We start from the raw sequence: 26,123 nt of genomic DNA on the forward strand, positions 1-26,123 counted from the left end.
TCATGGAAGAACAGGCGAAACTGGTGGAGGTAAAAGACCTGGTACAAAAATTCCTCCTCAAACGGGTTTTAGATGGTATTTCTTTTAACCTGCTTTCCGGGGAAGCCCTGGGGATTTTCGGGCTGCGCGGCAGTGGCAAAACCGCTTTATTACATATATTGGCCGGGGTGGAACGGTTCAGCTCTGGACAGGTGGAGGTACTGGGTTGTGACATCCGGAAGGACCAGAGCTTTAAACAGGGGATTGGTCTGGTAACCCAGGAGCCCAGCCTTTTTCAGGATTTAAATGTGCTGGAGAATCTTGATTTTATTGCCAGTCTAAAAAATGCCGGCCCGCCGGATATAGAGCGGGTGATACTTCAGTTGGAGTTGAAAGACTACCTGCGCTACCCGGTAAACAGCCTGGAGGCCGGGGTTTACCAGCGTCTTTCACTGGCCTGTGCTATTCTAAATTCCCCCCGTTTATTGATTTTGGATGAGGTAATCAAAGACATTGATATCTATTCCCGTCACTTAATTCTTCAGGGATTGGAGCCTTTTCTGGCCAGTGGGGGTGGTGTAATTTGCGGTTTCAGCAATATTGAGATGAGTGCATATTTTAACCATGTGGCCTGGCTGGAAAAAAGGCAAATGGAGATTTTATCATCTGGAGAAGCCCGGGATAAGTGGATACAGCTCTTGGAATCATTTAAGAAACCGGGTGATTGGGATGCGGAGTAAATCTGGCTTCAAAATCATGCGGCGCGAGTTCAATTATATGTGGCGGGATCGGGGGCTGCGCAAGATTCTCCTGCTGGGTCCGATTCTCGGCCTATTTCTTTTTATGGCTATTTACCAGACCCAGACCGTCAAGGATATACCCACGGCTATTGTTGATTTGGATGGCTCATCCAGCAGCCGGGAAATTAGCGAGAAAATTAAGCATGCCGAACACCTCAAGCTGAGAGCCTATCCGCAAAGTTACGAAGACTTAGAACAGTCCATTCGCCGGGGGGAAATTGTGGTCGGGGTAGTTATTCCGGAGAACTTTGGCCGCGATGTAGCCAGGCATCATCCCACCCGGGTTTTGGTGATTGTTGACAGCAGCAATACGGTTTACGCAACCAATGCCAGTACTGCCGTACTGGGAGTAATCCGAAGCATTAGCGCCGAGGCGGGGGTGAAGACCCTTTTGGCCCGGGGCATGGACCCCTCCCAGGCCAGGAAAGCCTTCCTGACCGTGGATTATCGGGAAGAGGGCTGGTTCAACCCGACCTTGAACTATGCCTATTTTTTGGTACTGGCTATGGCCTTAAACATTTGGCAGCAGTGCTGTACTATGACTGCCAGTATGAATGTTATAGGGGAAACGGGGATGAAAAGCTGGCTGCAAGTTAAGGCCAGCGGGGTTTCCCGTTTTAAATACTTCTTCAGCAAATCCCTGGCCCATCTGATTACTTTCATGCTCCTGGTGATTCCGGTCTATATCCTGGCTCTGGGGATTTTTAAGCTGCCCCTGAGCTGTGGCCTGGGAATGCTGCTTTTGTTTACTCTGGTTTTTGCGGTTTCGCTGCACAGTGTCGGAACTTTAATGTCGAGCCTGGCCAATAATGCGGTGGATTCCACCCGTTTTGGTATGATGGTGGCTCTGCCTTCCTTTGTTTTATGTGGTTATACCTGGCCCATTGAAGCCATGCCCGGGTTTTTACAGTCCCTGGTATGGATACTCCCCCAGACCTGGTTTTTTCAAGGCTTCAATTACTTGAGTTTCAAGGATCCCGGCTGGAGCTTCATGTTGCCTTATTTTGGCGGGTTGCTGGTGATCTCCCTGGTCTGCTATAGTATGGCGGCAATGGCTACTGCCTGGATGGAGAGGTGAGACTAAAGACGTGAAACAGCTTTGGAATATTTCGCACTACGAATTCTTACATATTCTAAAAGACCCCATATTGTTCATAATTGTTTTTATTGCCCCCCTGTTTTATTGCGGTCTTTTCGGGGTAGTATACTTTTCGGCTATTTTGGAAGATGTTCCACTGGCCATTGTGGATCAGGATCAAACAGTGCTCAGCCGGGAATTGCTGGCGGCGTTCGCCAATGACTCCAGTTTTCGCCTAGTAGAAGGGGTGGACAGTTATGAGGAACTGGAGGAGGGGATGAGAAGCGGAAGCTTGCGCGCGGGGATTGTCATTCCGCGCGGCTTCGAACAAAAACTGTACCAGCGAAGCCCTTCCGAGCTTTTGGCGGTTTATGACGCTTCCAACCTGATCTGGGGTTTTAACAGCCGGAAGTTTATTCGGGAAGTAATAAATGATTTCACTACCCGTCACGCTGCTGCCTACCTGTTGAGCGCAGGTTGCAGCCCACGCGAGATGGAAGCACTTATAAATAGTGTGGAATGTAATATTTCCCCCTGGTATAATCCCAACTTCAGTTATACCAATTTTCTCTTTATGGGCTTGATGATGATAGCGGTTCACCAGCTCAGTATTTTCGGGGTTTGCTTATCCGTTACCCGGGAAAAAGAAAGGAAATCCTGGGTGCATTTTGTTTATACGATGGTTCCGGCCTGGAAAATTGCTTTGGGAAAAACCCTGCCCTACCTTATTATAAACTTCTTCAATTATGCTCTGGTCTTATTTGTATCTTCACGTTTTGTCCAGGTAAAAATCGAGGGCAGTGTTGGCTTATTGATATTGTTGGGGGTTTTGTACCTCTTGGCAATTACTTTTGCCGGCTTTATTGTTTCGGTTCATGCTCCCAACTCCCTGCAAGCTACTCGTTACCTAATGCTTCTCTCCCTGCCCCTAATAATGATATCAGGCTATACCTGGCCTAAGGCTTATATGCCGGATATTATTAATTTGGTCGCCGCGCTATTTCCTTCTACCTGGATGACGCTGGGCTTTCGCCTGGTGAGCATAAAGAATCTAGGACTTGATCTTATGTGGCCGACCCTGCTAGTCTTGTCTGGGATGGCACTATTGGCTATATTTTTTGCCCTTAGTTTTAAGAAAGAATCCGTGATTCGGGTGGACGACGCCTTAAGCATTAATGGCGGCTACAGCTACCCCCGCAAAGTAAACCGCTTACGGGCCCTGCGCCAGCAGATTGGTGCCAAGCACTTAAGTTGTTAAGTTATTTGTTTTAATTTAACAACCTGAATACCGGGACCCTATTTTGCTTTTCCTAAAAAGCAGGAAGAATGAAGATTGTGTATAAATAAGAAGAGTAAGGAAATAAAATAAACCTGTGAAACTCTGTTTCAACTGGGTAAGCTAAACAAGAAATGAGTACCCTGAACACAAGCATTGGCCAGGGAGCTCCTTCCAGCCCGGAGATTAAGCATTATAGGGCCCCTGAACCCTGAACACAAGCATTGGTCAGGGAGCTTATGTTTAAGAGAGACTCTGGCATGATGTTTTGTGCTCGAAAGTGTTCGAAAGGAATGGTTAGAAATAATGGATAGAGAATTGCTGGAAAAGGCCCGGTCATTGATTAACGCTAATTATATTTCCACCACACTCAGTACGGTTGACCGTAATTATGAGGTAAATATCGCGGTAATATCAGTGTTGGAGATGATCGGTGACGATACTATTATTTGTGCCCGTTTCGGGGCGGATAAAACCTATGCTAATTTGAAGGAGACCGGCAAAGGGGTTTTCATGGTTCTTCTTACTGATAATGATAAGAGCAAGGATGGGATAAGGGTCTATGTCGAGCTAAGTGCTGACCTGCAGGAAGGGGAATATTTTGACCGTATCAAAAAACGCCTGGATAATACGACCTATAAAAATTTCCCGCTAAAAAATTGTTTGGTATTCAAGATTGTAAAGATTCTTCCGGTTTCTTTGCTCAGGAAGTAAGCCGTGGAAGACGGAAGACAGAAGGCGGAGGGCGGAGGGCGGAGGGCGGAGGGCGGAAGATAGAAGCCAGAAGACGGAAAACGGGAAACATCCCCTGGCCATGGGGGGGTTAGTAAAAATAAAAGTTGTCTTAAGCATAAGTAAGGAGAAATAAACATGCGTTTAGGAAAAGTTATGACGGTTTTTGGTACCCGGCCGGAAGCGATTAAGATGGCTCCGGTAATTAAGGAATTGAAAAAAGTAAAGGACATAGAAACGGTGGTAGCGGTAACGGCGCAGCACCGGGAGATGTTGGATCAGGTTTTACAGCTTTTTGATATCACACCAGATTATGACCTAAACCTTATGGAAGAAAAACAAGACCTCTACAGTATTACCACCGGAGTTCTGAACGGGATGAAGGGGATACTGGCAAAGGAGCAGCCTGAGCTGGTTCTGGTACATGGTGATACTACCACCACTTTTGCAGCGGCCCTGGCGGCCTTTTACCAGAGGATTCCGGTAGGTCATGTGGAAGCCGGCCTGCGTACGCGGAACAAGTACTCACCTTATCCTGAGGAAATGAACCGTACCCTGGCGGGTCGCCTGGCAGAGTTGCATTTTGCTCCCACTGATACCGCTCGGGAGAATCTTTTAAATGAAGGGACCGGTAGTTTCAAGATATGGGTTACCGGCAACACGGTTATTGATGCTCTGCTGGATACTATCCGTCCTGATTATGAGTTTGGTTCTGAGCTTGAAGAAATAGATTTATCCAAGCGCCTGCTCCTGGTTACCACCCACCGCCGGGAGAATTGGGGTCGTCCCATGCGGGAGGTCTATCAGGCTTTAATTGACCTGGTGGATGAATTCCCGGATGTAGCGGTGGTATTTCCGGTTCACCGTAATCCGGTAGTAAGAGATGTGGCCCGGGAGATGCTGGAGGGGCGGGAGCGTTTTTACCTTATTGAGCCCATGGATTACGAGCCTTTTGCCCATCTGATGAATTGTTGTTACATGGTTTTAACCGATTCCGGCGGTATGCAGGAGGAAGCTCCTTCCCTGGGCAAACCGGTTCTGGTTCTCCGGGACACCACCGAGCGGCCGGAGGCCCTGCAAGCCGGGACGGTGAAGCTGGTGGGTACGGTACGAGAGAAGATTTATAATGAGGCCCGGCTGCTCCTTAGTAGCAGGGGAGAATATGAGAAAATGGCCCGGGCCATCAACCCGTATGGGGATGGGCAGGCGGCAATTCGAATCGTAGATGTGATCAAGGATTTTCTCTATGTGCGCATCGGCGCCCAGGGTTAAGATAAGTGAGGAGTGAGGGGTGAGGAGGAGTTTAGATTATTTGCTGCTACATCTTACCATTCAAGTCCCTACTAAATCACTTTTCATCGGTGGCTGTGGTCCCCTGGGCCATGGGGGGTTAGTAAGAAAATGGTTTTTTGACGTTGAAGATGGAGTTGTCAACAACCCCGTCCCCGTGTCACGTTTTAACTGGCTTTTCATCAGTAATTATGCCTGCTGATAATTGGAGGCAGGAATATATCAGAAGAACCATCCCTTTGGTAGTTACCTATGTGGGAGAAGTTTGGGGGAGTAAAAATGGCTGGTAATAGGGGGAAGGCGAAGAGTGAGGAAAAACAACCCATACAACTGGGACACTTAGAAAATATCCTGGGGCAGTTGGTTGGAACCCTGGAGAAAGGACGCAATGATATTTATGATATCGCGGAGAAATGTTACCAGGAGTGTAACCGTTTGGAGCTCGAAAGGGAGGAAGTAAATCGCGAGGCCTCGCGTACTATTGTAGAAGTAGAAAAGTATGAAAAATTGGAAAGGTATGCTCGCTTAAGGTTGGCTGAGGTCAGCCGTAATTTTTTGTCCTTTTCGGAGAATGATATCAAAGATGCTTATGATAAAGCCAGGATATTGCAGCTTACTTTGTTGGATTTACGGCAGAAGGAAATGTACCTGCGCCGGCGCCGGGATCAATTGGACCTGGATATAAAGCAGTTCAAGGCTATTGCGTTAAAAGCGGATGGATTTCTCAGCAGTACTGGAGTAGCATTAAAGATCTTGCAGGGAAATGTCGAAAGAATAGGTGAGAGTATTGAGGAATTCCAGCGTCAGCAACAGCTAGGGATGTGGATTATCGAGTCGCAGGAAGCGGAAAGAAGAAAAATCGCCCGCGAATTACATGATGGTCCGGCGCAAAACCTGGTTAGCATGTTGATTCGGCTGGATTTAATTGCACAACTGGGCTATGAGGAGAAGGAAAGGATAAGTGACGAGATAAATAATATTAAGGATATGGCTCGGGAAAGTCTGGCTGATATAAGGAGCATAATGTTTGACCTCAAACCACTATTGGTTCATGAACATAGTTTCTGTCAGACCCTCAGAGAATTTTTTAGTGAATATGAAGCCCATTATAATTTTACCACTGATTTAATAGTACTGGGTGATGATCGGGATTACGATTTTTCTATGGAAATAGCTCTGTTTCGCTTGATTCAAGAGGCAATAACCAACGTAAAGAAACATGCTGGGGTCAACCATGCTATGGTAAAAATAGAGAATACAGATAAATGCCTGAGGCTGGTCATAAAAGATGAAGGCCGGGGTTTTAGTGTTGAAGGGGCTAGGGCCAATAAGGAAAGTTACGGTATTATTGGCATGAAAGAGAGGGTAGAGATATTTGGAGGGGAGATTGAGATTATTTCTTCACCAGGTTCTGGAACTCAGGTAATAGTCAGGATACCATGGGAAGAGGAGGGAAATAATGGATAAGGCAAGGGTAGTGATAGCGGATGATCATGTTTTGGTCCGGGAGGGCCTGAGAAAGCTGCTGGAACTCGATAGCAATATTAAAGTTATAGACGAGGTAGGAGATGGGCAGGGCGCTATCAACATAGCCCGTAAGGAAAAACCGGATATCATTATTATGGATGTAAATATGCCGGGAACTGATGGTATTGTGGCCACCCGAGTAATAAAGAGGGAGTTGCCGTCAGTCCGGATTATTGCCCTGACCGTGTACGAAGGGGAAGAAGTCGTTGATATGGTCAAAGCCGGAGCTTCGGCTTATATACTTAAGGATGTGGCGGGTAGCGAACTGGTGGATACCATTCACCGGGTAATGAACGGAGAGGTAGTAATCTATCCCCGGGTAGCGAACCGCTTGGTCCGGGAATTGCGGCAGAGTGAGAACCGGAAGAGTGAAATACGGCTGACCAAGAGGGAAAAAGATGTTCTTACTTTGTTGGTGAAAGGAAATACCAATAAAGAAATGGCGGAGGTAATGTTCATTAGTGAAAAGACGGTGAAAAATCACCTGACCAGTATTTTTCGCAAATTGGGTGTAAAGGACCGGACCCACGCAGCTATCTATGCCTTGAAGAATCGCATTGTAAGTGAGGAATGAGCTGAAAACGGCATCAGAGGAAGCATTCCCTTGATTCAAAACTATCAAGGGAATGCTTCCTCTGATTCGAAGAGAGATGAATCCATACCCCCCCACCTCGCTTAACCCCCTCCCCCTACTGATGCCTGACGACCGACGATAGACGACCAATAACCCCTCACACTTTGCTTTTCCTAATTAACCCCCTATGGCCGGGAGCCCCCCCTCACTCCTCACTTTTTTACTAACATTGGGATCATGGCAAAATATGTTTCAGTACTCAATAAGCCTTCTTCTTGCATATTATGTACAAATATGTTGGAAGGGGGTTGTTTTGTGCTTGTTTTGTTAAAAAGCTTGAGCCTGGCCCTCTGGTTATTTATAATGCTGGCAGTAGTTATTGCTTATCGGGGGAATAATCCCAAGAAGGTGAAACGCTTTAACATGAAGCTGGATGAGGATTACTATAGAAAGAAAAGAGACCGGTATTTTTGCCTGCTCTTAAATCAGGGGACAAGTTAGGGTGGTTATTTTTGCTTGTATAAATATTCCGCTTGCAATCTATGTATAGGCAACACCTGCATATATTTTATGTTATAATAAGAAATTATGATTCCTTTGCAAACTTTTTTGTTTGTATAACGAGGTGAAATATCCCCCGCTTCTTTAAACGGACGGGTTCCTATTAACAAAACAGGCGGCTTCTTCTAATCCCGCGCCTTGTTGTAGTGCTGTGTAAAACTGCTCCGCGGTTTTTTCCGATGCTTAAAAGATAGCGCAGATGTGTTGAGCTTTGAATGTAGTTTTATAGGACGAGCAGATGATATTGAGGTGCAGGCATGATTGATCTGATTATGGATATTCTATTTCCCCAAACTGCTTGCTATATCTGTAGAGAACCAGGCAGGTATAGCTGCCGGTATCCCTGGTGTGATGCCTGTGAAGATGAAATGGATCGTCTTAAGAAATGCTTGTCGCTTTGTGATCACTGTGGGAAATACCTGGGGGAGGGAGAAAACCTTTGTGTGGAATGCCGCCAGAACCCTCCGAGTTTCAATATTGCCCGTGCCGTTGGACCCTATGAGGAACCTTTTCGTATAGCGGTCAAGGTTTTTAAATTCTTGGGCAGGAAGCAACTGGCCAAGAAAATGGGGGACATGATGGCGGAAGTGGTGGAAAGAGAGCCGCGTTTCTGGCCACTGGATATTATTGTGCCGGTGCCGATTTCCCAGGGCAACCTGAGACAGAGGGGATTTAACCAGACGGAGCTTTTAGCCCGGCAAATTGGCAGGAGGCTTAAAATAGCAGTAGAACCCGGAATTCTAGTGCGAATAAAGGAGACTCCTTCACAACGGGAATTGACCCGGGAAGAGAGGGAGAAAAATCTGCTCTATGCCTTTAAAGTGACACAGCCCCAAAAAGTGCTGGGCAAGAAAATTTTGCTGGTTGATGATGTCTATACTACCGGATCTACTATACGGGAATGTACCCGGGTATTGTTGGAAGCGGGGGCCGAGCGGGTATCGGTGATAACCTGGGCTATTGGAAAAGGGTTTTAGTTGGAAGGGGCTAAAAAGTTTTTGCTTCTATATTCAATGTTATAATAAAAATATCGATAATATGGATATGGATTTATTCTACAGCTCTATAGAAATAATGAGTTAAATTATTCTAAGAATACCATGCATAGGGAGGTATTATGGATGTCCAATCTGCGAAATTGCTCCAAGTGCGGGAGGGTTTTTCCCTATATGGGCCGGAACATATGTCCCAGGTGTTTGGAAAAAGAGGAAGATGAATATCAGGTGGTACGAAGATATGTTCGCGACCATCCCGGGGCTGGGGTAATTGAGGTAGTAGAAGAAACCGGAGTAGAGGAAGACAAGATTCTGCAATTTTTAAGGGATGGCAGGCTGCAGGCCAAGGGACTAACAGCCAGTTTGCGCTGTGAAAGATGTGGACAAAGCATAAACTCTGGTCGCTTTTGCGAAAGCTGTATTAATGAGGTTAACGCTGAGATTCAGGGGCATCTGCCCCAAAAAGCCAAGAGTGAAGAGCCGAAAAGACCACCCCGCGGCAAGGTAAAAGATAAGATGCATATCAAAGATAGAGGTTTTTTCTAGAATTCTAGATGGAGTCGCTATGACTGGGGAAGACTACTACTTAATTAAAAACATAGCCTGGTGCAGGAAATTAATAAAAAATTGAGGAAATGCTTTATAAACGCACGCAGGGGATATTAAGCCCCTGCTTTATTTTTGCGAAAAGAGAAATAGGCGAATAGATTTAAAAATAGATAAAAAAGAGCTCTGAGGTGACAATTGATGATTATTTCCAAAACCCAATTGCTAAATGTTTTGAAGATTTACAACAAAGGCGATAACAAGGTGGAAAAGGCACAGGCTGCCAGAGGGGCCGCCCGGGCGGACGAACTGGCTATTTCCCGGGAGAGCAAGGTTAAGCAGAAGGCAATGCATGCTGTCCGGCAGGCGGATGATATTCGCTTGGAAAAAGTAGCTGAATTGCAGGAGCAGATTTCCGCAGGAACCTATACGCTATCCGATGATGAAGTGGCGGAGAAGATGATAGAAAGGGTTTTGGTGGACAGGTTAATTTAGAAAAAGTGAGGCGTAAGGGGTAAGGTGTGAGGAGTTAAGGTTATTTCTGCTACATTTTACTCTTACTTTTCATAGGTAGATGTGGCTCCGGCCATGGGGGGTTAATATAGAAAGCGGTGAAACAGGTGGAGAAGCTACTGCAAGATTTTATCGAGACCATCGCTAAACAAAACCAGGTTCTCGAGCGATTGGCTGCACTGGGCCAGGAGAAGCAGGAGCTGATTATAGCGGGCAAGGTCAGAGAACTGGATAGTTTGATTCAGAAAGAGGGCATCACGGTATCCAACCTGGATAAAATGGAAGGTGCCCGCTTTAAATTACAGGAAAATCTGGCTGTTCAACTGGGCTTTAAAGCGGAGGAGTTCAGCGCCAAAAAGCTTTTGGCCTGGGTGCGGGAAGGCTGTCCGGAGCTTTATCCTGCCCTGGAAGAGGTAATAAATCAACTGGACTACTGCTTGATACGGTTGAAAGCGATAAACTCCCATAACCATGAATTAATAGACCAGTCCCTGGTATTTATAGGGGAGATACAGTCCCTGTTCAATGGGGATGTAGCCGGAATTTATTCCGATAAAGGCCTGCAGTCCGATGAATTCGAATCCCGTCCCAGGTTAAACCTGCTGGACAAGAAAATTTAGGAAGGTGCCAGGCACTTAAGTTGTTAAGTTATTGCAATAACTTAACAACTTAAGTGCCTGGCACCGGGGTGGAGGTTACTGAATGAGTAATTTCTTCGGTTTGGAAATCGGCAAGCGCTCGGTTCTCATGCATCAGACAGCGCTTAATATTACCGGGCACAATATTGCTAATGCCAATACTCCAGGGTTTGCCCGGCAGGCGCCCAGCATAGTGACTACCAGTCCTTTCCATGCTCCCATGTTGAACAATGCCAACCGGGTAGGGCAGCTGGGCACCGGGGTGGATATAGCTCAGGTGAAAAGGATACGGGATGAATTCCTGGATTCCCAAATCAGGAATGAGACCCGGGTGTCGGGTTACTGGCAATCCATGCAAGAGACCCTGGATAGGGTGGAGGCCATATTGAACGAACCCTCAGAGGATGGTTTGAGGGGGGTAATGGATATGTTCTGGGAGGCCTGGCAGGATTTATCCCTTAACCCGGAAAGCGAATCGGTGCGCTCGGTGGTTGTGCAGCGGGGTATGGCCCTGGCCGAGGCCTTTAATCATACCTATAGTCAACTGCAGGATCTGCGGGTGGATGTAAATGACCAGATTAAAATAAAGGCCCATGATGTAAACTCCATAGCCCAGCAGATCGCTGCTCTTAACCGGCAGATCGCTGCGGTGTCCTGTGCCGGCAAGCAACCCAACGATTTGAAAGATAAGCGTGACCTGCTCGTAGAGCAGTTGAGTGAGATTGCGGAGGTCAGGATTTACAATGACAAGAACGACATGGTCGCAGTGCAGCTGGCTGACAGGATGCTGGTGCAGGGTGTGGATTACATAGAACTGGCGGAAGAGAAAGATAATCAAGGTATGTATATGCTGGTTTGGGCGGACAGCCGGACCAAGGCTAGGATAAGTGGTGGCCAGCTGGGGGCTTTGCTCGATGCCCGTGGGCAAACCAATCTGCCGGAAGAAAACCAGCCTTCCGAATATAAGGAAATCATTCCCAATATGATTGAAGATCTCAATATGCTGGCCAAAACCATAATGGTGAATACCAATGAGTTGCACCGGGGAGGTTACAGCCTGGCCAATAAAAAAAGCCAGGTGCCGGATGGAAGTAACTTCTTCAAGATGCCGGAATATGCGGATACTTATGAGAATTGGGCCAAGTTTATGGCGGTGACCCGGGAGATACAGGATGATGTGAAAAAAATTGCTGCGGCCAGCCGCCGCACCTGGGACACAGAGGGCGGCAATAAGGAGAATTTCGGCGATGGGGGCAACGCCCTGAAAATCGCGCAGTTGAAACATAGCCTGAATAGTCCCCAGTTTAAAGTCAAAACGGAAGGTTTAAATATTGACTTTTCTTCACACGATCCCCTGCGCCTTTTAGTAGATGGAGGAGCGGGGATAAAGGAGATTGAGATTCCGCCTCCCTATAGCTATCCTGATATGCAGAGGCTGGCTCAAGCTCTGCAGAAGGAACTGGATATAAATGACATCGTTGCTAATGTAAGATGTGAGGGCGGGGAAATCGTATTCTATTCCACAACTAATAGAAAACTGGAGATTATTTATCCGGGTTCGGCCATTAGCGACCTTAAAGCAGTCGATTTGCAAAACGGTGAGTACCAGATTAAAACCTGGGTTGGTACTGGTGAAGCCCAAAATGCCAAACTAAGCTTATTACAGAGCTATAATCAAAAGCCGGCCAGCAGTATTTTCGGCGATGGCCGTCTACAACAACCCAGCGACCCCAACCTGGCTATTAACGCTTCCATTGAAATAACCATAAGCAGTGTTAACAATTTCAGTGGACAGGTTAATTATACTTATGTTTCCCATGAATATGATCTCGATGGAAACTACAATAAAGTGACGGGAAGCTTTACCCTCAACTATGGAGGGGCGGCAGAGCAGAGTATCACTATTGGCTCCCTGACAACAACTATATCGGGATTGGATGGCCTGAGCAGCGAGAAATCAGGTGTGGCCGAATTAAAGGTAGGAGACAAGGGAATCCTGGCGTTGACGGCGGCGAGGGAGGTAGCCATCCCGTACCAGCAAGTGGACATAAACTTTAACTTCAATTCAGATCGCAAAGTGCTGCAGAGCAACTGCTTTGTTTTTAACAACGGGGTGCTGGACCCGCAAGCTCCGGATACTGTAAAAACCAATGAGTTGCATTTCTTTACTATGAATGATAACCGGAATAGTAATCTCTTCGGTAGATCCTATGATGGTTATATTGAAATAACGAACGGGATTCTAGTTACGGCGGAACCAGCGGCTTATCTATCATATTATGAAGGCGATTCCGGTAATAGCGACATGGTAGAAGATGCCACCACTGATGACTTCTGGCGTTCAATAACGGCCAATACCGGAGTGGTGAGCCAGGAAGCGCAGCGCATGGTGAAAAATCAGGAGATACTGTTGAGCGAATTGCAGAACAAGTGGGAGTCCATATCCGGTGTTTCCCTGGATGAGGAAATGACCAATATGATTAAATTCCAGCACGCTTTCAATGCGGCTTCCCGTTTCATAACCGGCATTGACGAAGGTCTGGAAGTGATTATCAACCGCATGGGCCTGGTGGGTCGCTAGGCACAGTTGCTGGATGGAGGAATGATAAGCTATGATGATGCGAGTTACCAATAAGATGCTGGTTAATGAACTTAACCGCAACCTGACCAACAATATGCTGCGTATGGATAAATTCCAGCGCCAGCTTTCCACCACCAGGAAGATCAACACCCCCTCCGACGACCCGGCCGGGCTGGTCAAATCCCTGCGCTTGCGCACCAACCTTATCGAGGGCGAACAGTACCTGACTAATATAAATGAATCACTTGGTTTTCTCGATACCACTGATGCTGCTTTTGGCAATATAAACGAAATTTTGCATGAAGCCCGGGAGATGGCGGTAAAGGCCTCCACCGACAGCAATGTCAAACCCGACTTTGCGGCTATGGCCAAGAAGATTCGGGAGATGAACGAGCAGTTGAAAATGATCGCCAATTCCACCTATGGCAGCAAATATATTTTTGCTGGCAGCAATGTTACAGAAACTCCCTATGAAAACGGAAATTGGCGAGGCAACAGCGAAGCCATGGAAACGGAAATCGGCGTAGGGGTAAAAATTCCTTTCAATATCGATGCTCGCGAATTCTTTGTCGGCCGCCTGGATGAGCTTCAGGTTGATCCAGCCTCGGGAATAAATGCGGAGAAGGTAGTGGGAAAAAACCTGCAGGAAGGGAATTATAAGGTGAATTACAGCCTGGTTAGCAATGCTGCCAGGGGAACCGCCAGAGAAAGCGGCAATATGCTGACTGCAGATAACAATACGGGCATGTTTTTCTTTTACGATAATGCCGGTACCCCAGCAAATGCCAGTATAGCGATAGGAACCGCGGCTGGCTTAACGGCTTCGGTCTATAGTGGCTTTCTTAATATTAAAGTAACAACGGTTGATGAAGCGACGGATACACTGACTGTTGATATCAGCGGCCGGATAGCAATAGAAGGGGAAACGGGATACCAGGATATCAACATTGCGGGCGTAAGCCTGAATATGGCAGCGGCCAATGGCGATGCCATCGGTAGTATCAGCGCTGCCCAACTGCAGGCAGGTGGATTAGCTGGGGCCAGTGAGGATCTGGTTCTATGGAACAACAGCGGTGCGCCTCTGGCAGGTATAACTGATGGTGCTCCGGAGTTTGCAGCGGGGGATAAGTCGCAAATTTCCCTGTCTTTGGAATCGTCTAGTGTGCAGGAAAGTCAGAGCTATCTTTCCGCGGTGCCCAATGCCGGTTCCTTTTTCTACGAAGGCATGGGAACTGCAGCAACACTGGGGGTAGGTGTGGACAACGGCCTGACTATGGCTAACAACAGCCCATACAGCGGCTCTATACTGGTAGAAGCTGCTGAAGTCGCCCCGGATAACACCCAGGTGGCGGTAAGCTTAAAAGGAGGCAGCGTCAAGGGAAGCGCTTCTTTAGTCCTGGATAAGCCCTTGTATCTGGAATCGGGAGGAACTTATACCGCTATTGCCGATGGTTTCGACCTCACAAACTATTTTACTTACCAGCGGGAAGACGGAACCACTGTTTCTGGAGCCATCAGCAGTGCTACTTATAATGCAGCTACGAGGGAAATTGATTTTCAATTTAATATAGAAGATGTTCAGGGTGGAGATATTATAAAATGGAACAACGATTGGGATGCGGTAACTGGAACTACTGTGTCCAGTTCTGGACAGAGCAAATTGTACTACCAGCAGATCAAAGGAAGTATTCCAGTTTATGAAGAATTCAAGCGGGTGGATGAGGACGGTCAAGCCACGGCGCCTCTGGAAATGAGATTTGACAATAGTGTTAGTTCCTGGAAGCACAATGATAATTATTTACCACAACAATTAACCGTAAACATAAAAGCCCATCTCTATACCAATGGAAGTGACGGTAAGCTTCATCACAAATATGTGGAATTGGATAATGTAGTTATCGATCCAGAAACTGCTCGCGGTCAAAAGATATTCAAGATTTCCGCAAAGGATATAAATAATACTAATTTCACCGAGGATCTGGTGATATGGAATAATGGTGCCCCCCTGGGAGGAATTGACCCGGACAGCCCCCAGCTTAAAGCCGGGGATAAAACCGTTATTTCTTTCTCAGCTCAAGGAAGGGCTGGTGCGCAGAATGCGAATATAGATTTCTCTTATACCTCAGCCAAGGGCGAAAAGGTTAATGGCAGCAGCAGCTTCAGATTTGATGTTAAGACCTTTGATTATGAAACCACGGAGTTAAAATTCTTTACCCTTAATGAAGAAACCGGTCTGGCTTACAGTGGAGAAATAGCCCTGGAAACCGGGGTTTTTGCTGCCAGTGACCCGGCTGTTTCCTTTTCCTGGCGCGATGGGCTTTTTGGCTATATGGATGACCTGGCCCGGAAAATTGAGGCGGGCAAGGTTAGTGAAACCAGTTTACAGATCGGCGGCGATGACCGTCGGATGGAGGAATTGCTCCTCTACCGCTCCACGGTCGGAGCCAGAGTCAACCGCCTGGAACTGCAGCAGAGCCGCCTGGAATCCATACAGGAGACCTTTACCAGCCTCTTGTCCAAGACCGAGGATGCTGATATGGCCGAAGTGATAATGCAACTGCAACTGCAGGAGAATGTTTACCGGGCCTCCCTGGCGGCGGGAGCCAGGATTATTCAGCCCAGCCTCCTGGATTTCCTGCGCTAACCAGGGGGAGAGCAAATCCGGTAAACGCTTATTACCTCTCTCTTTCCACTTATAACCGAGTTCCCACGGGCGGGGGCCAAAGATCCTCCCCGCGATATGCACAAGTTTACCGGCTATGGAAGGGGAAACTCAGGAAGGGGTAAGCTATGGATCTCAGAATAAGCCAGCAAGCAGGCCTCATTGGCCTGAATATAGATAAACCAGGGGTGCGCTTGAGCATTAGTCCCCCCCGGCTCAGTGTAAATGCCCAGGTGAGCGAGATAAACATCCACTCCCCCCGGGCGGAACTGGAAATTGATCAGAGCCAGTGTTGGACTGACCTGGGGGCCCGCAAGCCGGTTGAATATGGTAAGGAATGCGCTTCCCAGGCCTACCAGCAAGGCCTGGAAGGCATAGCCCGGAGGGTGGCGGAGGGAGAGAGCCAGGCCGCTATCGAAAAAGGCGGCAGCGTAGTAAATTTAATTGCATCAAGGTTTAAGGCCGAGGCCGAGTGCCCGTATACCATCGCCTTCATACCCGAACACCCCCCGCAGGTTACGGTCAAAGCAGGTGAAATGGAAGCGGAGGCCAGTGAAGGTGGAATAAGTACCAGCCTGCAGCCGGGTCGGGTGGAAAACCATACCCCCTGGGCTAAAGTGGGCGTCTACCTGCAACAAAAGCCAGCAATTGAGGTTAAGTGGGTAGGCAGTTATTTTGATGGGGTAATGTAGAGTAGTCGTCAGTCGTCTGACTTCGGGAGGGGGGTTAGGCTTGATTCCCTTTTTTTCATCGGTGGTTGTGGCCCCGGCCATGGGGAGTTCTATTGACACCCGAAGGTTGGAGAATCAGGCGTACCCGCAACCTTAATAGCGACTGATTCCCTTATTTTCTTCATCGGTGGTTGTGGCCCCTGTGATTGCATTTGCAATAACTTAACAACTTAAGTGCCTGGCACCTGAGAAAGGAAGAGGTTCATGAAGATAGTCAGCACTTTGCTGGGTGAGCTGGAATTTGAGGAAGAAGATATAATTATGTTTCCGGCTGGTATTCCGGCTTTTGAGCAGGAAAAAAGCTTCCTGCTGATAGCCATGGGTGAAGGAGTTCCTTTTTATTACCTGCAGTCAGCCCTTAACCCCGAGCTCTGCCTGGTAGTAGCCAATCCTTTTGCTTTTTTCCCTCGCTACAGCATTGAGATCGGCCAGGAGGAATTGCAGCGCCTAGACTGCAGCCAGCGGGAAGAATTACTGCTTTATGTAATACTGACTGTACCGCAGGACTTCCGGGAGAGCACCGCCAACCTGGTGGCCCCGTTGATTATCAACCAGGAAAGTAAAAAAGGGCTTCAGTTTATTGCCACAAATAGCGATTATACTACCAGACACCCTATTTTCCAGCCGACCCAGGCTGAGGAACAAACCGGCATAGCTGCCGCTGAGGAGGGCTAGCCTATGCTGATACTGGGACGGAGGAAGGGTGAAAGCATATTAATCGGTGATGATATAGAGATAACTATTGTGGATATCCAGGGCGATTACATCCGCATGGGGATTCAAGCCCCCCGGGAGGTAAGCATAGTCCGCAAGGAGATCAAGGAGCAAATCCGGGAGGAGAACATAAAAGCAGCGGAAAAACCGGAAGGCTTGCCCGCACTACTGGAAGAAATGAAGAAGTTTATATAATTCCGCCGGAGGGAGGCAAAAGCATGTCATCTTTACGCATTGGCGGCATAGCCAGCGGACTGGATACGGAAAACATAATAAAAGAAATGTTAAAAGCACAGCGCAGCAAGATAGAGCGTAAAGTGCAGGAAAAAACCATCCTGGAATGGAAACGGGATGATTTCCGAACAGTCAATACCAAGTTATTGGCCCTGCGCACCGCCACCTTTGACCTTAAACTCGGTGATACCTTCAACGCCAAGAAAGCCGCCAGTTCCAACGAAAGCATATTGACCGCCACGGCCAAGAGTACGGCCACCCCCGGCACCTATGATGTCAGGGTAAAACAGGTGGCGCAGAAAGCCACCCTGACCAGCCAGCAGTCCCTGGGCTCCAAGGAGAATGTCTCCAGCGTGGCCGCCCAGTTCGGCATTGAGGAAAATACCCAAATAGACTTTACCCTGGCCGGCAAAAATGGGGAGATCCCCTTTTCCTTTACGGCGGGAGCAACCAGCCTGGCGGATATCGTACGAATTATTAATGATGAGGATATGGGTATCAGAGCCTATTATGATGCCAATGTGGATAGAGTGTTTCTCATGAGCACTGAATTCGGTGAAAATGCCGCTATAAAAGTGAAGATGGACGGTATGCGGGATAGCGGGGGCAATCTTCTGGTAAATGGAGAGGGGAAGGCCTTGAGCTTCCTGGGGGACTATCTCAAATTGAACATAGATATGAAGAGTTTAAACGAAACGGCCCCGGCCAGCGGCCGGAAAATCACCAGTAACAGTGCTTTGATTATTCATGACCCAGCTGCTATTACCTTAAGCCAGATGTATGAAGGCGGAACCGCTCCTGCCAGTGTAAGCTTTACCCTTAAGGGCGAAAAAGACAGCAAGGATTTCACCTTCGACACCGCGATAAGTCTGCAAGAAATGATAAACCAGATCAACAATGAGCGGCTGACTACTGGTTTGACCGCCAGTTATGACAGCAGCAGCGGTAAAGTGATCTTTTCCAGCGGGGGGCAGGTTACCATCAGCGGGGACACAGACAACTTCCTGCGGGATAAGCTTAACATGACCATCGGCAGCCAGCAGGGAACCTTGAGCAGCAACACGGCGGTGCGGGTATATGATGCGGCCAATATTAAGCTGAACTCGCTCTACACTTGCGAAGACCTGCAGTTTACCCTGGAAGGAGGTCTGGGTAGCCATAAATTTTCCTTTAATGCCAGTTCCATCAGTGCGACTACCGTGCAGGATATGATAGACAGTATTAACCTGTGGAGGAATACTACCGGTATAACGGCCTCCTATGATGGTGCTTCCGGGAAAATCAGCCTCTGGGATAGTTGTCCCCTGGCAGCCCTGGAAGCAGGCAGTACAGCCACCAATGCTACCCTGGATTTTAATGAAGCATTATACTCCAGTTCAGATGGAACTCCGAGCGGAACCTTGAGCGCATTGGCTAATGGCCAGGACCTTACTGCCAGTTTTATTTATACCGGTTCCGGCTCCCTGACTTCCGCCACCTACAAGAGTGACGGCAGCATAGACTTTGTGGCAGCAGGAGCGGCCGATGGCGACACCATTGTACTTAACGGAGGGGGGTTAGACAATCTTTTTGATGCTGAAGGCAACCAGTACCTCCCGGTAAGCATGACTTATGATGGAACTGCCGGAACCTGGAAATATACTAGCCGCAGCAATGATGAGCGCATGATAGCTATTCGCTATGACAACGAAGGTTTCCTGGCCGATGAACTGAATATTAATATGTACGAGATGAAGGGAAGCAAAGCCATCATTGATTTCAATGATGCTCAAAACCTAGAGTTTGATACCAACGAGATTACCTTAATGGACAGCATCAACCTAAACCTGCAGGCGGCTAACCCCAGCCAGACCGTACGGATTACGGTTACCAACGATATTGATGGAGCAATAGAAAAGATTGAGGCTTTTGTTGAAGCCTATAACACGGCTATTGTTTATATGAATACAGAACTAACGGAGAGACGCTATAATGCCCGGGATAAATACGGAGGCAGTTTTCCCCCGCTTACCGCCGAGCAGAGAAAGGATATGAGCGAGGACGAAATCAAGGCCTGGGAGGAAAAGGCCAAAAGCGGTATGCTCAGGGGCGATTCCATTTTGTTCACCGCCTATTCCAGCACCCGCTGCGCGGCCACCGATCCGGTGCAGGGGCTGGCCAGTACCAATACTTACAAAAGCCTAGCCTCTATCGGAATCAGCACCCCTACCTTTGTGCGCGGCTCGATAGAGGGAGGAAAGTTGGAGATTGATGAAGATAAGCTTCGGGCCGCTCTGGAGGCCGATCCGGACAAGGTTATGGAGCTTTTCACCCTGGATAAAGTGATTACCAATGAGGAAGGCAAAGAAATATTGGACTGGAACGGCAATCCCCTGCGCAACCGGGGTATAGCTATCCGCCTCTATGAGGCGGTTAATGAAAATATCACTACCATAACGGAAAAAGCCGGGTTACCTTCCGCCAAAATAGATAATAGCCTACTGACAAAGGAAATAGGGAGAATAGATGATCGTATCAAAAGCTATGAAGAGCGCATGCAGGAAATGAGTGAACGCTACTGGAAGCAGTTTGCTGCCATGGAGAAAATGGTGAACTACTATAATTCCATGAGCAACTGGCTTTCCCAGCAGGTAGCGCAGATGGCGGGACAGAATCAGCAACAGTAGAGGGGAGAAAAGTCCCGGGAAAAAGATACCAAAAGAGCTGCCAGGCGATAATTGCAAGCATGAGTAAGAGCAACAGGGAGATAAACCGCCACATAGCGGGTTTCTGCCTTTCAGCTCTGCTATCTGCTTTTCGATAATAGAAGTAGCAGGGGAAATATGACAGTGAGGAGTGATTTAGTAAGGGTGAGAGGGATATCCCCTGGGCAGGTCATACCAGCCACAAGAACCGTCCCCCTGGCAGGAATGCCTGTGATATGCAGCAGCGACCGGATGCTTTTTTGGAAGAGAAGCACCCGGTGGTTGCTGTACTTGCAGCCAGCGGCCGAGGCTTCAGGGCCGGCAGCCAGATGAGCCACAAGGAAGTGACTCAATAAAAATTCAAGGAGGAATGATGGTATGATTATTAACCACAACGTGTCCGCGCTCAATGCCTATCGCAACTTGACCATTACCGATAGGAACATGAGCCGCTCCCTGGAGAGACTCTCCTCGGGACTGCGTATCAACCGGGCGGCTGACGATGCCGCCGGGTTGGCCATTTCGGAGAAAATGCGGGCCCAGATCAGAGGCCTCAATCAGGCCATTTCCAATGCTCAGGACGGCATCAGCCTTATACAGACGGCTGAAGGTGCCCTGAACGAAACCCACGACATCCTGCAGCGCATGCGGGAGCTGTCGGTGCAGGCAGCCAACGACACCTTAACCGCCTCTGATCGCCAGAACATCCAGCAGGAAATCGACCAGTTGATTACGGAAATTGACCGTATCGGCAACACCACCGAGTTCAACACCAAGAAGCTTTTGGACGGCAGTTCCTCGGCTCTGACCACCACCGACAAGCTAACCACCCGGGTCTTCATGCGCGATGGCCTCAGGGTAGTTGACCAGTTCGGCCAGAAGGCCCCCGGCGGCGGCAACTATAAGCTGAATATAGAAGCTCAGGCCGGAATAGCTCAGGTGCAGAAGACCGATATCATGCGGGTAAAACACGGTGAAACCACCACTAATATTGATATGGGTTACAACCAGGCGAAGGTTCAATTGGCTGTTACAACGGTTTTCGGGGCTGATGATGCAAACGATATATACGAATTCAATTTTGAATTCGAAGATGGGGTCAACACTTCCGTAGAAGTTACACTTACTGGAGGGACTACAGCAGGTCAATTTAGTACTAAACTGGCTGATGCTGTTGCGGCACATAGTGTTTTGAAGAACAGGATTACCATTCAGGCTACAACAGGTGCTACAACAGGCAACTTCGATATCCAGTCCTTGACCAAAGGAGCCGCAGGTAATTTTGCATTAACAGTAAATCGAACCGATGTAAATGCAGCAACAGGTACCGGCCGGTTTAATATTGATGGTACCAATGCCATTGGAGATGGGGAATTACAGACTGATAGTGTGGATACATCCATTACCAGTACTTCTACTACACTTTTGAAAGGTACCGATGTAGCCCAATCCGGCCTGCAGAACTTCCAGGTTACTGGTCTGAAGCAGGGGACTTATAAGATAACCACGGATGTCAGCGCTGCTGCAACTTTAGTGAGTGCTGCTAATTTGGATCTGGTAGCACAGTATAGGCAGAGTGGAACCGGTGATTTAGTGGAAAGTATCAGTGCTACTACAGCCAGTGCCGGAACAACACTAAGTACAGCTGGTAGCACAGTTAATGCCCAAATGGTTTTTGATGTTGTTGGAAAAAATGGAAATAACATTACGCTAAACATCACATCATACCAAATGGGGCTGGATGGTAAGAGAAGTGTTCATACCCTGGAAGGGGTGGTCATACAGACTACCGCAGCTGACACCGTAAATTCATTTACTGTTGGCGATGTGCACTTCAATACCTTTGCTATGGCTACAGCTAATGTAACCGTGGGCGATAAATTCCTGATGAATGTCAAACCGGTAACTGTTGTTCCAGATGACCTGGTTACCATTACCCAGACCACGGATGAAAACGGTAAGAGTGTCAGCCGTTCTTTCACTTATTACAAAGCGCAAGCCACTAATTGGGATAATACAACTACTACGGTAGATTACCTGACTCTCGATGATACCAATGGTGCAGTTAGTCATAGTGAAATCCAGCTTACCTTTGGAACCCTGGCTGATTATACGGCTAACGGAGGGACTTTTGTCCAGTTCGACCGCAGTGCCGGTGTAGGTGAACTGGCTACCAAGGGAACCGCACTACGCGATATTGAAGCTTTCTGGGATAAGAGCGGCAACTTCCTGCTAGAATCCGCCCAAAAAATCAGCATCATTCAGGGTGACGGGCAGAAAGCGGAGATTACCCTGTTTGGTACTGATACAATAGGGAGTGTAGTGCAAAAACTAAACGATGCTATCGCCAACCAGCTCGGGCAGGCTCAACTTGCAGGCATTGGGGCTACCCACAGCGACAAGTTTGTTTCTTTTGTAACCGAAGGCGGGAAACAGGATAGTGGTCTGGAAACCGTTGCAGGTACTTTTGTAATCCGTTCCGCTATTACTGGTGATGCCGGCGAACTGACCTTTGTCGGTGATGAAAATGTAATCAAAGCCTTAAGCCTGACCAACCTTAAAGATGCCAAGGAAAATACTTTTACAGTTAATGTTACCGATGCCCATACCGGCAATTATATCGCCAAAGATGTTAATATCGAAGGCAATATGCTGGTAGGGACGGTTCACCAGAATGTGGATGTTGAGTTTGACAATATGACTGGTATCAAACTGGAATGGAATACCGCCACCAAGAACTTCGACCTGAAAGGCGGTTTTGCCAACCGGGAAGATACCTATGTGCATATTGCCGACAATACCATGGTCTTCCAGATTGGGGCCAACCCCCTGCAGGATGTGGGAGCGGCCATAGGCGATATGAGAGCCCGGGCTCTGGGAGTAAACAATATCCTGGTTACTGACCGGGATCATGCCACTGCTTCCATCAGCAAGCTGGATGCGGCTATACAGCGGGTATCCAGCGAGCGCTCCAAGATGGGTGCTCTGCAGAACCGCTTAGACCACACCATCAATAACCTGGGCGTGGCTTCCGAAAACCTGACGGCCGCCGAGTCTCGTATCCGCGACCTGGACTTCGCCAAGGAGATGATGTCCTTTACCCGGAGTCAGATCATGCTCCAGGCAGGTACCGCCATGCTGGCCCAGGCCAATATGAAACCGCAGAGTGTACTGCAGTTGCTCGGGTAATAAAAGAATTACAAAAAGCCGGTCCTCGATACGGGGGCCGGTTTTTTCTATAGTGCAGGCTAAAGACTCACTAAGCTTAAGCCGATATAATACATATCATTTAATGCAAGGGGTATGGAATTGAGCAAGAAAACAAAAAACAAGAATAAAAGAAAAAGCAATAAAAATACTGGTGATAAATCAAGTGTGCGCTTGGTTCGGGTTGATAATACTTATAATAATAACGATATTTATCAGAATAACATGCAGGCTCTTAAAGAACATTACCCCGAATTAGCCTGTACAGTTGAAAAATCTACAAGCTCTAAGCGGTATCAGCTAGTAAATATGGGAGCTAAACCAATCCCGAATTTACTCGTTAAAGATGGGAATTATTATTATTACGACAGTAATGCCTCTCAACAGGATGTAGCCAATCAGATAAAAGCGCTTAATTTAAAAAATGCCAGAATAGCGATGTTTCTAGGAATGGGTCTGGGATATGAACTGCTCTATTATATGCACGAGGAAGCAGTAAAACAAAACACGAGCTATATCCTGGTGATTGAAAAGGACATGGAGATTTTTAAGCTGGCACTGCAAAGCGTAAACCTGGTTGCGGCTATTAAGAACCCAGGGATAAGCTTTATGGTAGGAATAGATGAAAGTGAAATATATACAAAACTCTGGACTTATCTGTACGAAAACAATAGATTTATGTTGCTCAAGGCAATAAAACCGGTTTATCATCCTTCATCCCTTAAACTAAACAAGGATTACTATCTCCAAACTCTTAAATCATTAAGGGATGCCGCGGCCCAGGTTTTACTCCACTTTGGCAATGACCCTTATGATTCTTTGCTAGGGATTGAGCATATGCTGGCTAATATTGATGAAATTGTCTCCAATCCAGGAATCAATCTTCTTTTCAACAAGTTTAAAGGCCGCCCTGGGATAGTAGTAGCGACCGGCCCCTCACTTAATAAGAATAAGCATTTATTAAAAGGGCTGGAAAACAAGGCGCTTATAGTGGCTGCCGATGCCTCTCTTAAAGTCTTGATGGCTATGGACTTTAAACCCCATCTGGTAGTATCCCTGGAACGTAATTTACCCGTAAAAGCACTTATGGAGGGTTTTGCTGATGATGAGGTTAAAGATGTTTATTATGCTGCCTGTCCGGTAATACACCCGGAAGTGTTTCCCTCCTATCCGGGACCAAGGATTATTGTTTATCGCGATTTTGACCATTTCAAGTGGTTGGGTATCGATAAGGGAATTGTTCCCATAAAAGTCTCGGCCGGAAACATGGCTTATAAAATAGCTGAGGTGTTGGGTTGCGACCCAATTATACTTATTGGACAGGATTTGGCGTTCAGCCGGGACGGGAAAACTCATGCTATAGGAACGGCTGGAACCGTTGATGGTAACCAGGATGCTATTCATCGGCAGGATAAATTCGATGTCATGGGAAATGATGGTATTCCGATTACCACCAATGCCGGGTGGTATCAGTGTATCAAAGCATACGAGACAGATTTGGCAGGCTACAAAGGAACCTGCATTAACAGTACCGAGGGTGGTGCCTATATAAATGGTACGCAAGTTTTGCCTTTTAAGGAGGCAATTGATAAATACATCAATGAGGATTTTTTCCCTCTCGAAAATATTAAAAAACACCTGAGCGCATTTACAGAAGAAATTAAAGAAGAAGATATTGGCAAACTATTGGACTTAATAGAACGAACCATTGTTAACATGACAGAAATCGTTAATTATTGCAAAACGGGTCTTGCTATATATGAAAAATACAAAGTGAAACTGGGGGATTGCCTGCGAAATCCGCAAAAGATGGATTCCATGAGGAAAAAACTAAACGCGATGGAAAATGAGATATTTACTCCACAGAATAACTGCAGCAAGAATTATGAAACCTATCAATTGTTTTTTGCTCATGTCTTCCAATCGTATGCTATAAACTTCCAGATTGATACGAATGCGGTTCCGGAGAAGTATGACGACAGGGATTTTGCCCGAATAGAGGTTATGTTAAGGAGCGGCGAGTGGTATGCAGTTATCGGCGATTTAGCATCAATATGTGTAAATTCAATTTTACAGGCAAAGACGCGGCTGGAAAGTAAGGCGGCTAAGATTCTATAAATTTACCGGGAAAAAGAAGGGCTAAGCTATATGATACACAAAGACCTTAATTAACGCTCTCCTGGTTAAGCTGCAAGGGGTTTATTGGGTTAGTTAGGATTTGAACGGAGGATAAAATCGAGTATGGAATACCGACATTTTATTGAGGGTAAAGGAATTTACCTTAGAGAGGTAAGACCGGAAGATGTCAATGATAATTATTATCATTGGATGAATGATGATGATATTACCTGCTATACAGAAAGCCGCTTTTATCCTTATTCTAAGGAACAATTGCATGCTTATGTAGCTGCTTTGGATGGCATGGCGGATTCAGTTTTTCTGGCTATCATAGAAAAATCCAGCGAGCGACATATAGGTAACATTAAGCTGGGGACTATCAACTGGATTCACAGGAGAGCGGATATAGGGATTATAATAGGTGACAAGCATTATTGGGGTAAAGGATACGCTAGCGAGGCTATCGACCTGCTAAGTGAATATGCGTTCAGTAAATTGAATCTGCATAAGGTTTGGGCAGGATGCTATATTGATAATATCGCATCGATAAAAGCATTTGAAAAGGCCGGATTTGAGCGGGAGGGCATTCAGAAAAGGCATGTTTATTATGCTGGGGAATATGTGGATGTAGTATTGCTGGGCAAATTTTGCGAAACATGTGATTCCTTTGGGGGGTAACGAAA

Annotated in this window: 21 protein-coding genes and 1 pseudogene; all 22 read left to right on the forward strand. The window is 47.2% G+C overall.

Annotated features, from left to right (window positions below; genetic code table 11):
* Window positions 1-2 precede the first annotated feature (2 nt).
* The 22 genes and pseudogenes from SWOL_RS00955 (at window position 3) to SWOL_RS01060 (ending at window position 26,118) form a co-directional block, all read left to right on the forward strand.
* The gene (locus SWOL_RS00955) at window positions 3-719 is read left to right on the forward strand and encodes an ATP-binding cassette domain-containing protein (RefSeq protein WP_011639641.1); all 717 of its coding nucleotides are present in this window, start codon (window positions 3-5) and stop codon (window positions 717-719) included.
* Window positions 709-1,857, forward strand: coding sequence for an ABC transporter permease (locus SWOL_RS00960; RefSeq protein WP_011639642.1), 1,149 nt, complete (start codon window positions 709-711; stop codon window positions 1,855-1,857). The genes SWOL_RS00955 and SWOL_RS00960 overlap by 11 nt, the downstream gene beginning before the upstream one ends.
* A gap of 10 nt (window positions 1,858-1,867) precedes the next feature.
* Window positions 1,868-3,115, forward strand: a complete 1,248-nt coding sequence (locus tag SWOL_RS00965) for an ABC transporter permease (RefSeq protein WP_011639643.1) — start codon at window positions 1,868-1,870, stop codon at window positions 3,113-3,115.
* Between the two features lie 288 nt (window positions 3,116-3,403).
* Complete coding sequence (locus tag SWOL_RS00970; protein ID WP_011639644.1) at window positions 3,404-3,847, forward strand: hypothetical protein; 444 nt, start codon at window positions 3,404-3,406, stop codon at window positions 3,845-3,847.
* A gap of 156 nt (window positions 3,848-4,003) precedes the next feature.
* Window positions 4,004-5,137, forward strand: a complete 1,134-nt coding sequence (gene wecB, locus SWOL_RS00975) for a non-hydrolyzing UDP-N-acetylglucosamine 2-epimerase (protein WP_011639645.1) — start codon at window positions 4,004-4,006, stop codon at window positions 5,135-5,137.
* 297 nt (window positions 5,138-5,434) lie between these two features.
* Entirely contained in the window at window positions 5,435-6,622 is a 1,188-nt protein-coding gene (locus tag SWOL_RS00985) for a sensor histidine kinase (protein ID WP_011639646.1), read from the forward strand.
* Window positions 6,615-7,256: a response regulator gene (locus tag SWOL_RS00990; protein WP_011639647.1), complete on the forward strand. Its 642-nt coding sequence runs from the start codon at window positions 6,615-6,617 to the stop codon at window positions 7,254-7,256. Before SWOL_RS00985 ends, SWOL_RS00990 begins: the two co-directional genes overlap by 8 nt.
* Window positions 7,257-7,571: 315 nt before the next feature.
* Window positions 7,572-7,757 carry a hypothetical protein gene (locus SWOL_RS00995; protein ID WP_041427254.1) on the forward strand — a complete coding sequence of 62 codons (186 nt, stop codon included), beginning with the start codon at window positions 7,572-7,574 and terminating at the stop codon, window positions 7,755-7,757.
* 317 nt (window positions 7,758-8,074) lie between these two features.
* The gene (locus SWOL_RS01000; RefSeq protein ID WP_011639649.1) at window positions 8,075-8,794 is read left to right on the forward strand and encodes a ComF family protein; all 720 of its coding nucleotides are present in this window, start codon (window positions 8,075-8,077) and stop codon (window positions 8,792-8,794) included.
* Between the two features lie 144 nt (window positions 8,795-8,938).
* Entirely contained in the window at window positions 8,939-9,358 is a 420-nt protein-coding gene (locus tag SWOL_RS01005; RefSeq protein ID WP_011639650.1) for a TIGR03826 family flagellar region protein, read from the forward strand.
* 201 nt (window positions 9,359-9,559) lie between these two features.
* Window positions 9,560-9,853, forward strand: coding sequence for a flagellar biosynthesis anti-sigma factor FlgM (flgM, locus tag SWOL_RS01010; protein ID WP_011639651.1), 294 nt, complete (start codon window positions 9,560-9,562; stop codon window positions 9,851-9,853).
* A 125-nt stretch (window positions 9,854-9,978) separates the two neighbouring features.
* On the forward strand, window positions 9,979-10,491 hold the full coding sequence (locus SWOL_RS01015) for a flagellar protein FlgN (RefSeq protein WP_011639652.1): 513 nt from the start codon (window positions 9,979-9,981) through the stop codon (window positions 10,489-10,491).
* Between the two features lie 82 nt (window positions 10,492-10,573).
* The gene (gene flgK, locus SWOL_RS13400) at window positions 10,574-13,090 is read left to right on the forward strand and encodes a flagellar hook-associated protein FlgK (RefSeq protein ID WP_011639653.1); all 2,517 of its coding nucleotides are present in this window, start codon (window positions 10,574-10,576) and stop codon (window positions 13,088-13,090) included.
* A gap of 31 nt (window positions 13,091-13,121) precedes the next feature.
* Entirely contained in the window at window positions 13,122-15,734 is a 2,613-nt protein-coding gene (gene flgL / locus SWOL_RS01025; RefSeq protein WP_011639654.1) for a flagellar hook-associated protein FlgL, read from the forward strand.
* Between the two features lie 146 nt (window positions 15,735-15,880).
* Window positions 15,881-16,444, forward strand: a complete 564-nt coding sequence (locus SWOL_RS01030) for a DUF6470 family protein (RefSeq protein ID WP_011639655.1) — start codon at window positions 15,881-15,883, stop codon at window positions 16,442-16,444.
* A gap of 243 nt (window positions 16,445-16,687) precedes the next feature.
* The gene (fliW, locus tag SWOL_RS01035) at window positions 16,688-17,158 is read left to right on the forward strand and encodes a flagellar assembly protein FliW (protein ID WP_011639656.1); all 471 of its coding nucleotides are present in this window, start codon (window positions 16,688-16,690) and stop codon (window positions 17,156-17,158) included.
* A 3-nt stretch (window positions 17,159-17,161) separates the two neighbouring features.
* Window positions 17,162-17,392 carry a carbon storage regulator CsrA gene (gene csrA, locus SWOL_RS01040; RefSeq protein ID WP_011639657.1) on the forward strand — a complete coding sequence of 77 codons (231 nt, stop codon included), beginning with the start codon at window positions 17,162-17,164 and terminating at the stop codon, window positions 17,390-17,392.
* A 23-nt stretch (window positions 17,393-17,415) separates the two neighbouring features.
* On the forward strand, window positions 17,416-20,097 hold the full coding sequence (gene fliD, locus SWOL_RS01045) for a flagellar filament capping protein FliD (RefSeq protein ID WP_011639658.1): 2,682 nt from the start codon (window positions 17,416-17,418) through the stop codon (window positions 20,095-20,097).
* A gap of 396 nt (window positions 20,098-20,493) precedes the next feature.
* Window positions 20,494-20,928: pseudogene (locus tag SWOL_RS14155) on the forward strand (flagellin N-terminal helical domain-containing protein); the annotation flags it as partial.
* A gap of 2,046 nt (window positions 20,929-22,974) precedes the next feature.
* The gene (locus SWOL_RS14160) at window positions 22,975-23,304 is read left to right on the forward strand and encodes a flagellin (RefSeq protein ID WP_341271085.1); all 330 of its coding nucleotides are present in this window, start codon (window positions 22,975-22,977) and stop codon (window positions 23,302-23,304) included.
* A gap of 120 nt (window positions 23,305-23,424) precedes the next feature.
* A complete protein-coding gene (locus SWOL_RS01055) occupies window positions 23,425-25,440 on the forward strand; it encodes a motility associated factor glycosyltransferase family protein (protein ID WP_011639660.1) in 2,016 nt (671 codons plus the stop codon).
* 123 nt (window positions 25,441-25,563) lie between these two features.
* Window positions 25,564-26,118, forward strand: a complete 555-nt coding sequence (locus SWOL_RS01060; RefSeq protein WP_011639661.1) for a GNAT family N-acetyltransferase — start codon at window positions 25,564-25,566, stop codon at window positions 26,116-26,118.
* The last annotated feature ends 5 nt before the right edge of the window (window positions 26,119-26,123 follow it).

This window comes from Syntrophomonas wolfei subsp. wolfei str. Goettingen G311 (genome assembly GCF_000014725.1).
GTDB classification, from domain to species: domain Bacteria; phylum Bacillota; class Syntrophomonadia; order Syntrophomonadales; family Syntrophomonadaceae; genus Syntrophomonas; species Syntrophomonas wolfei.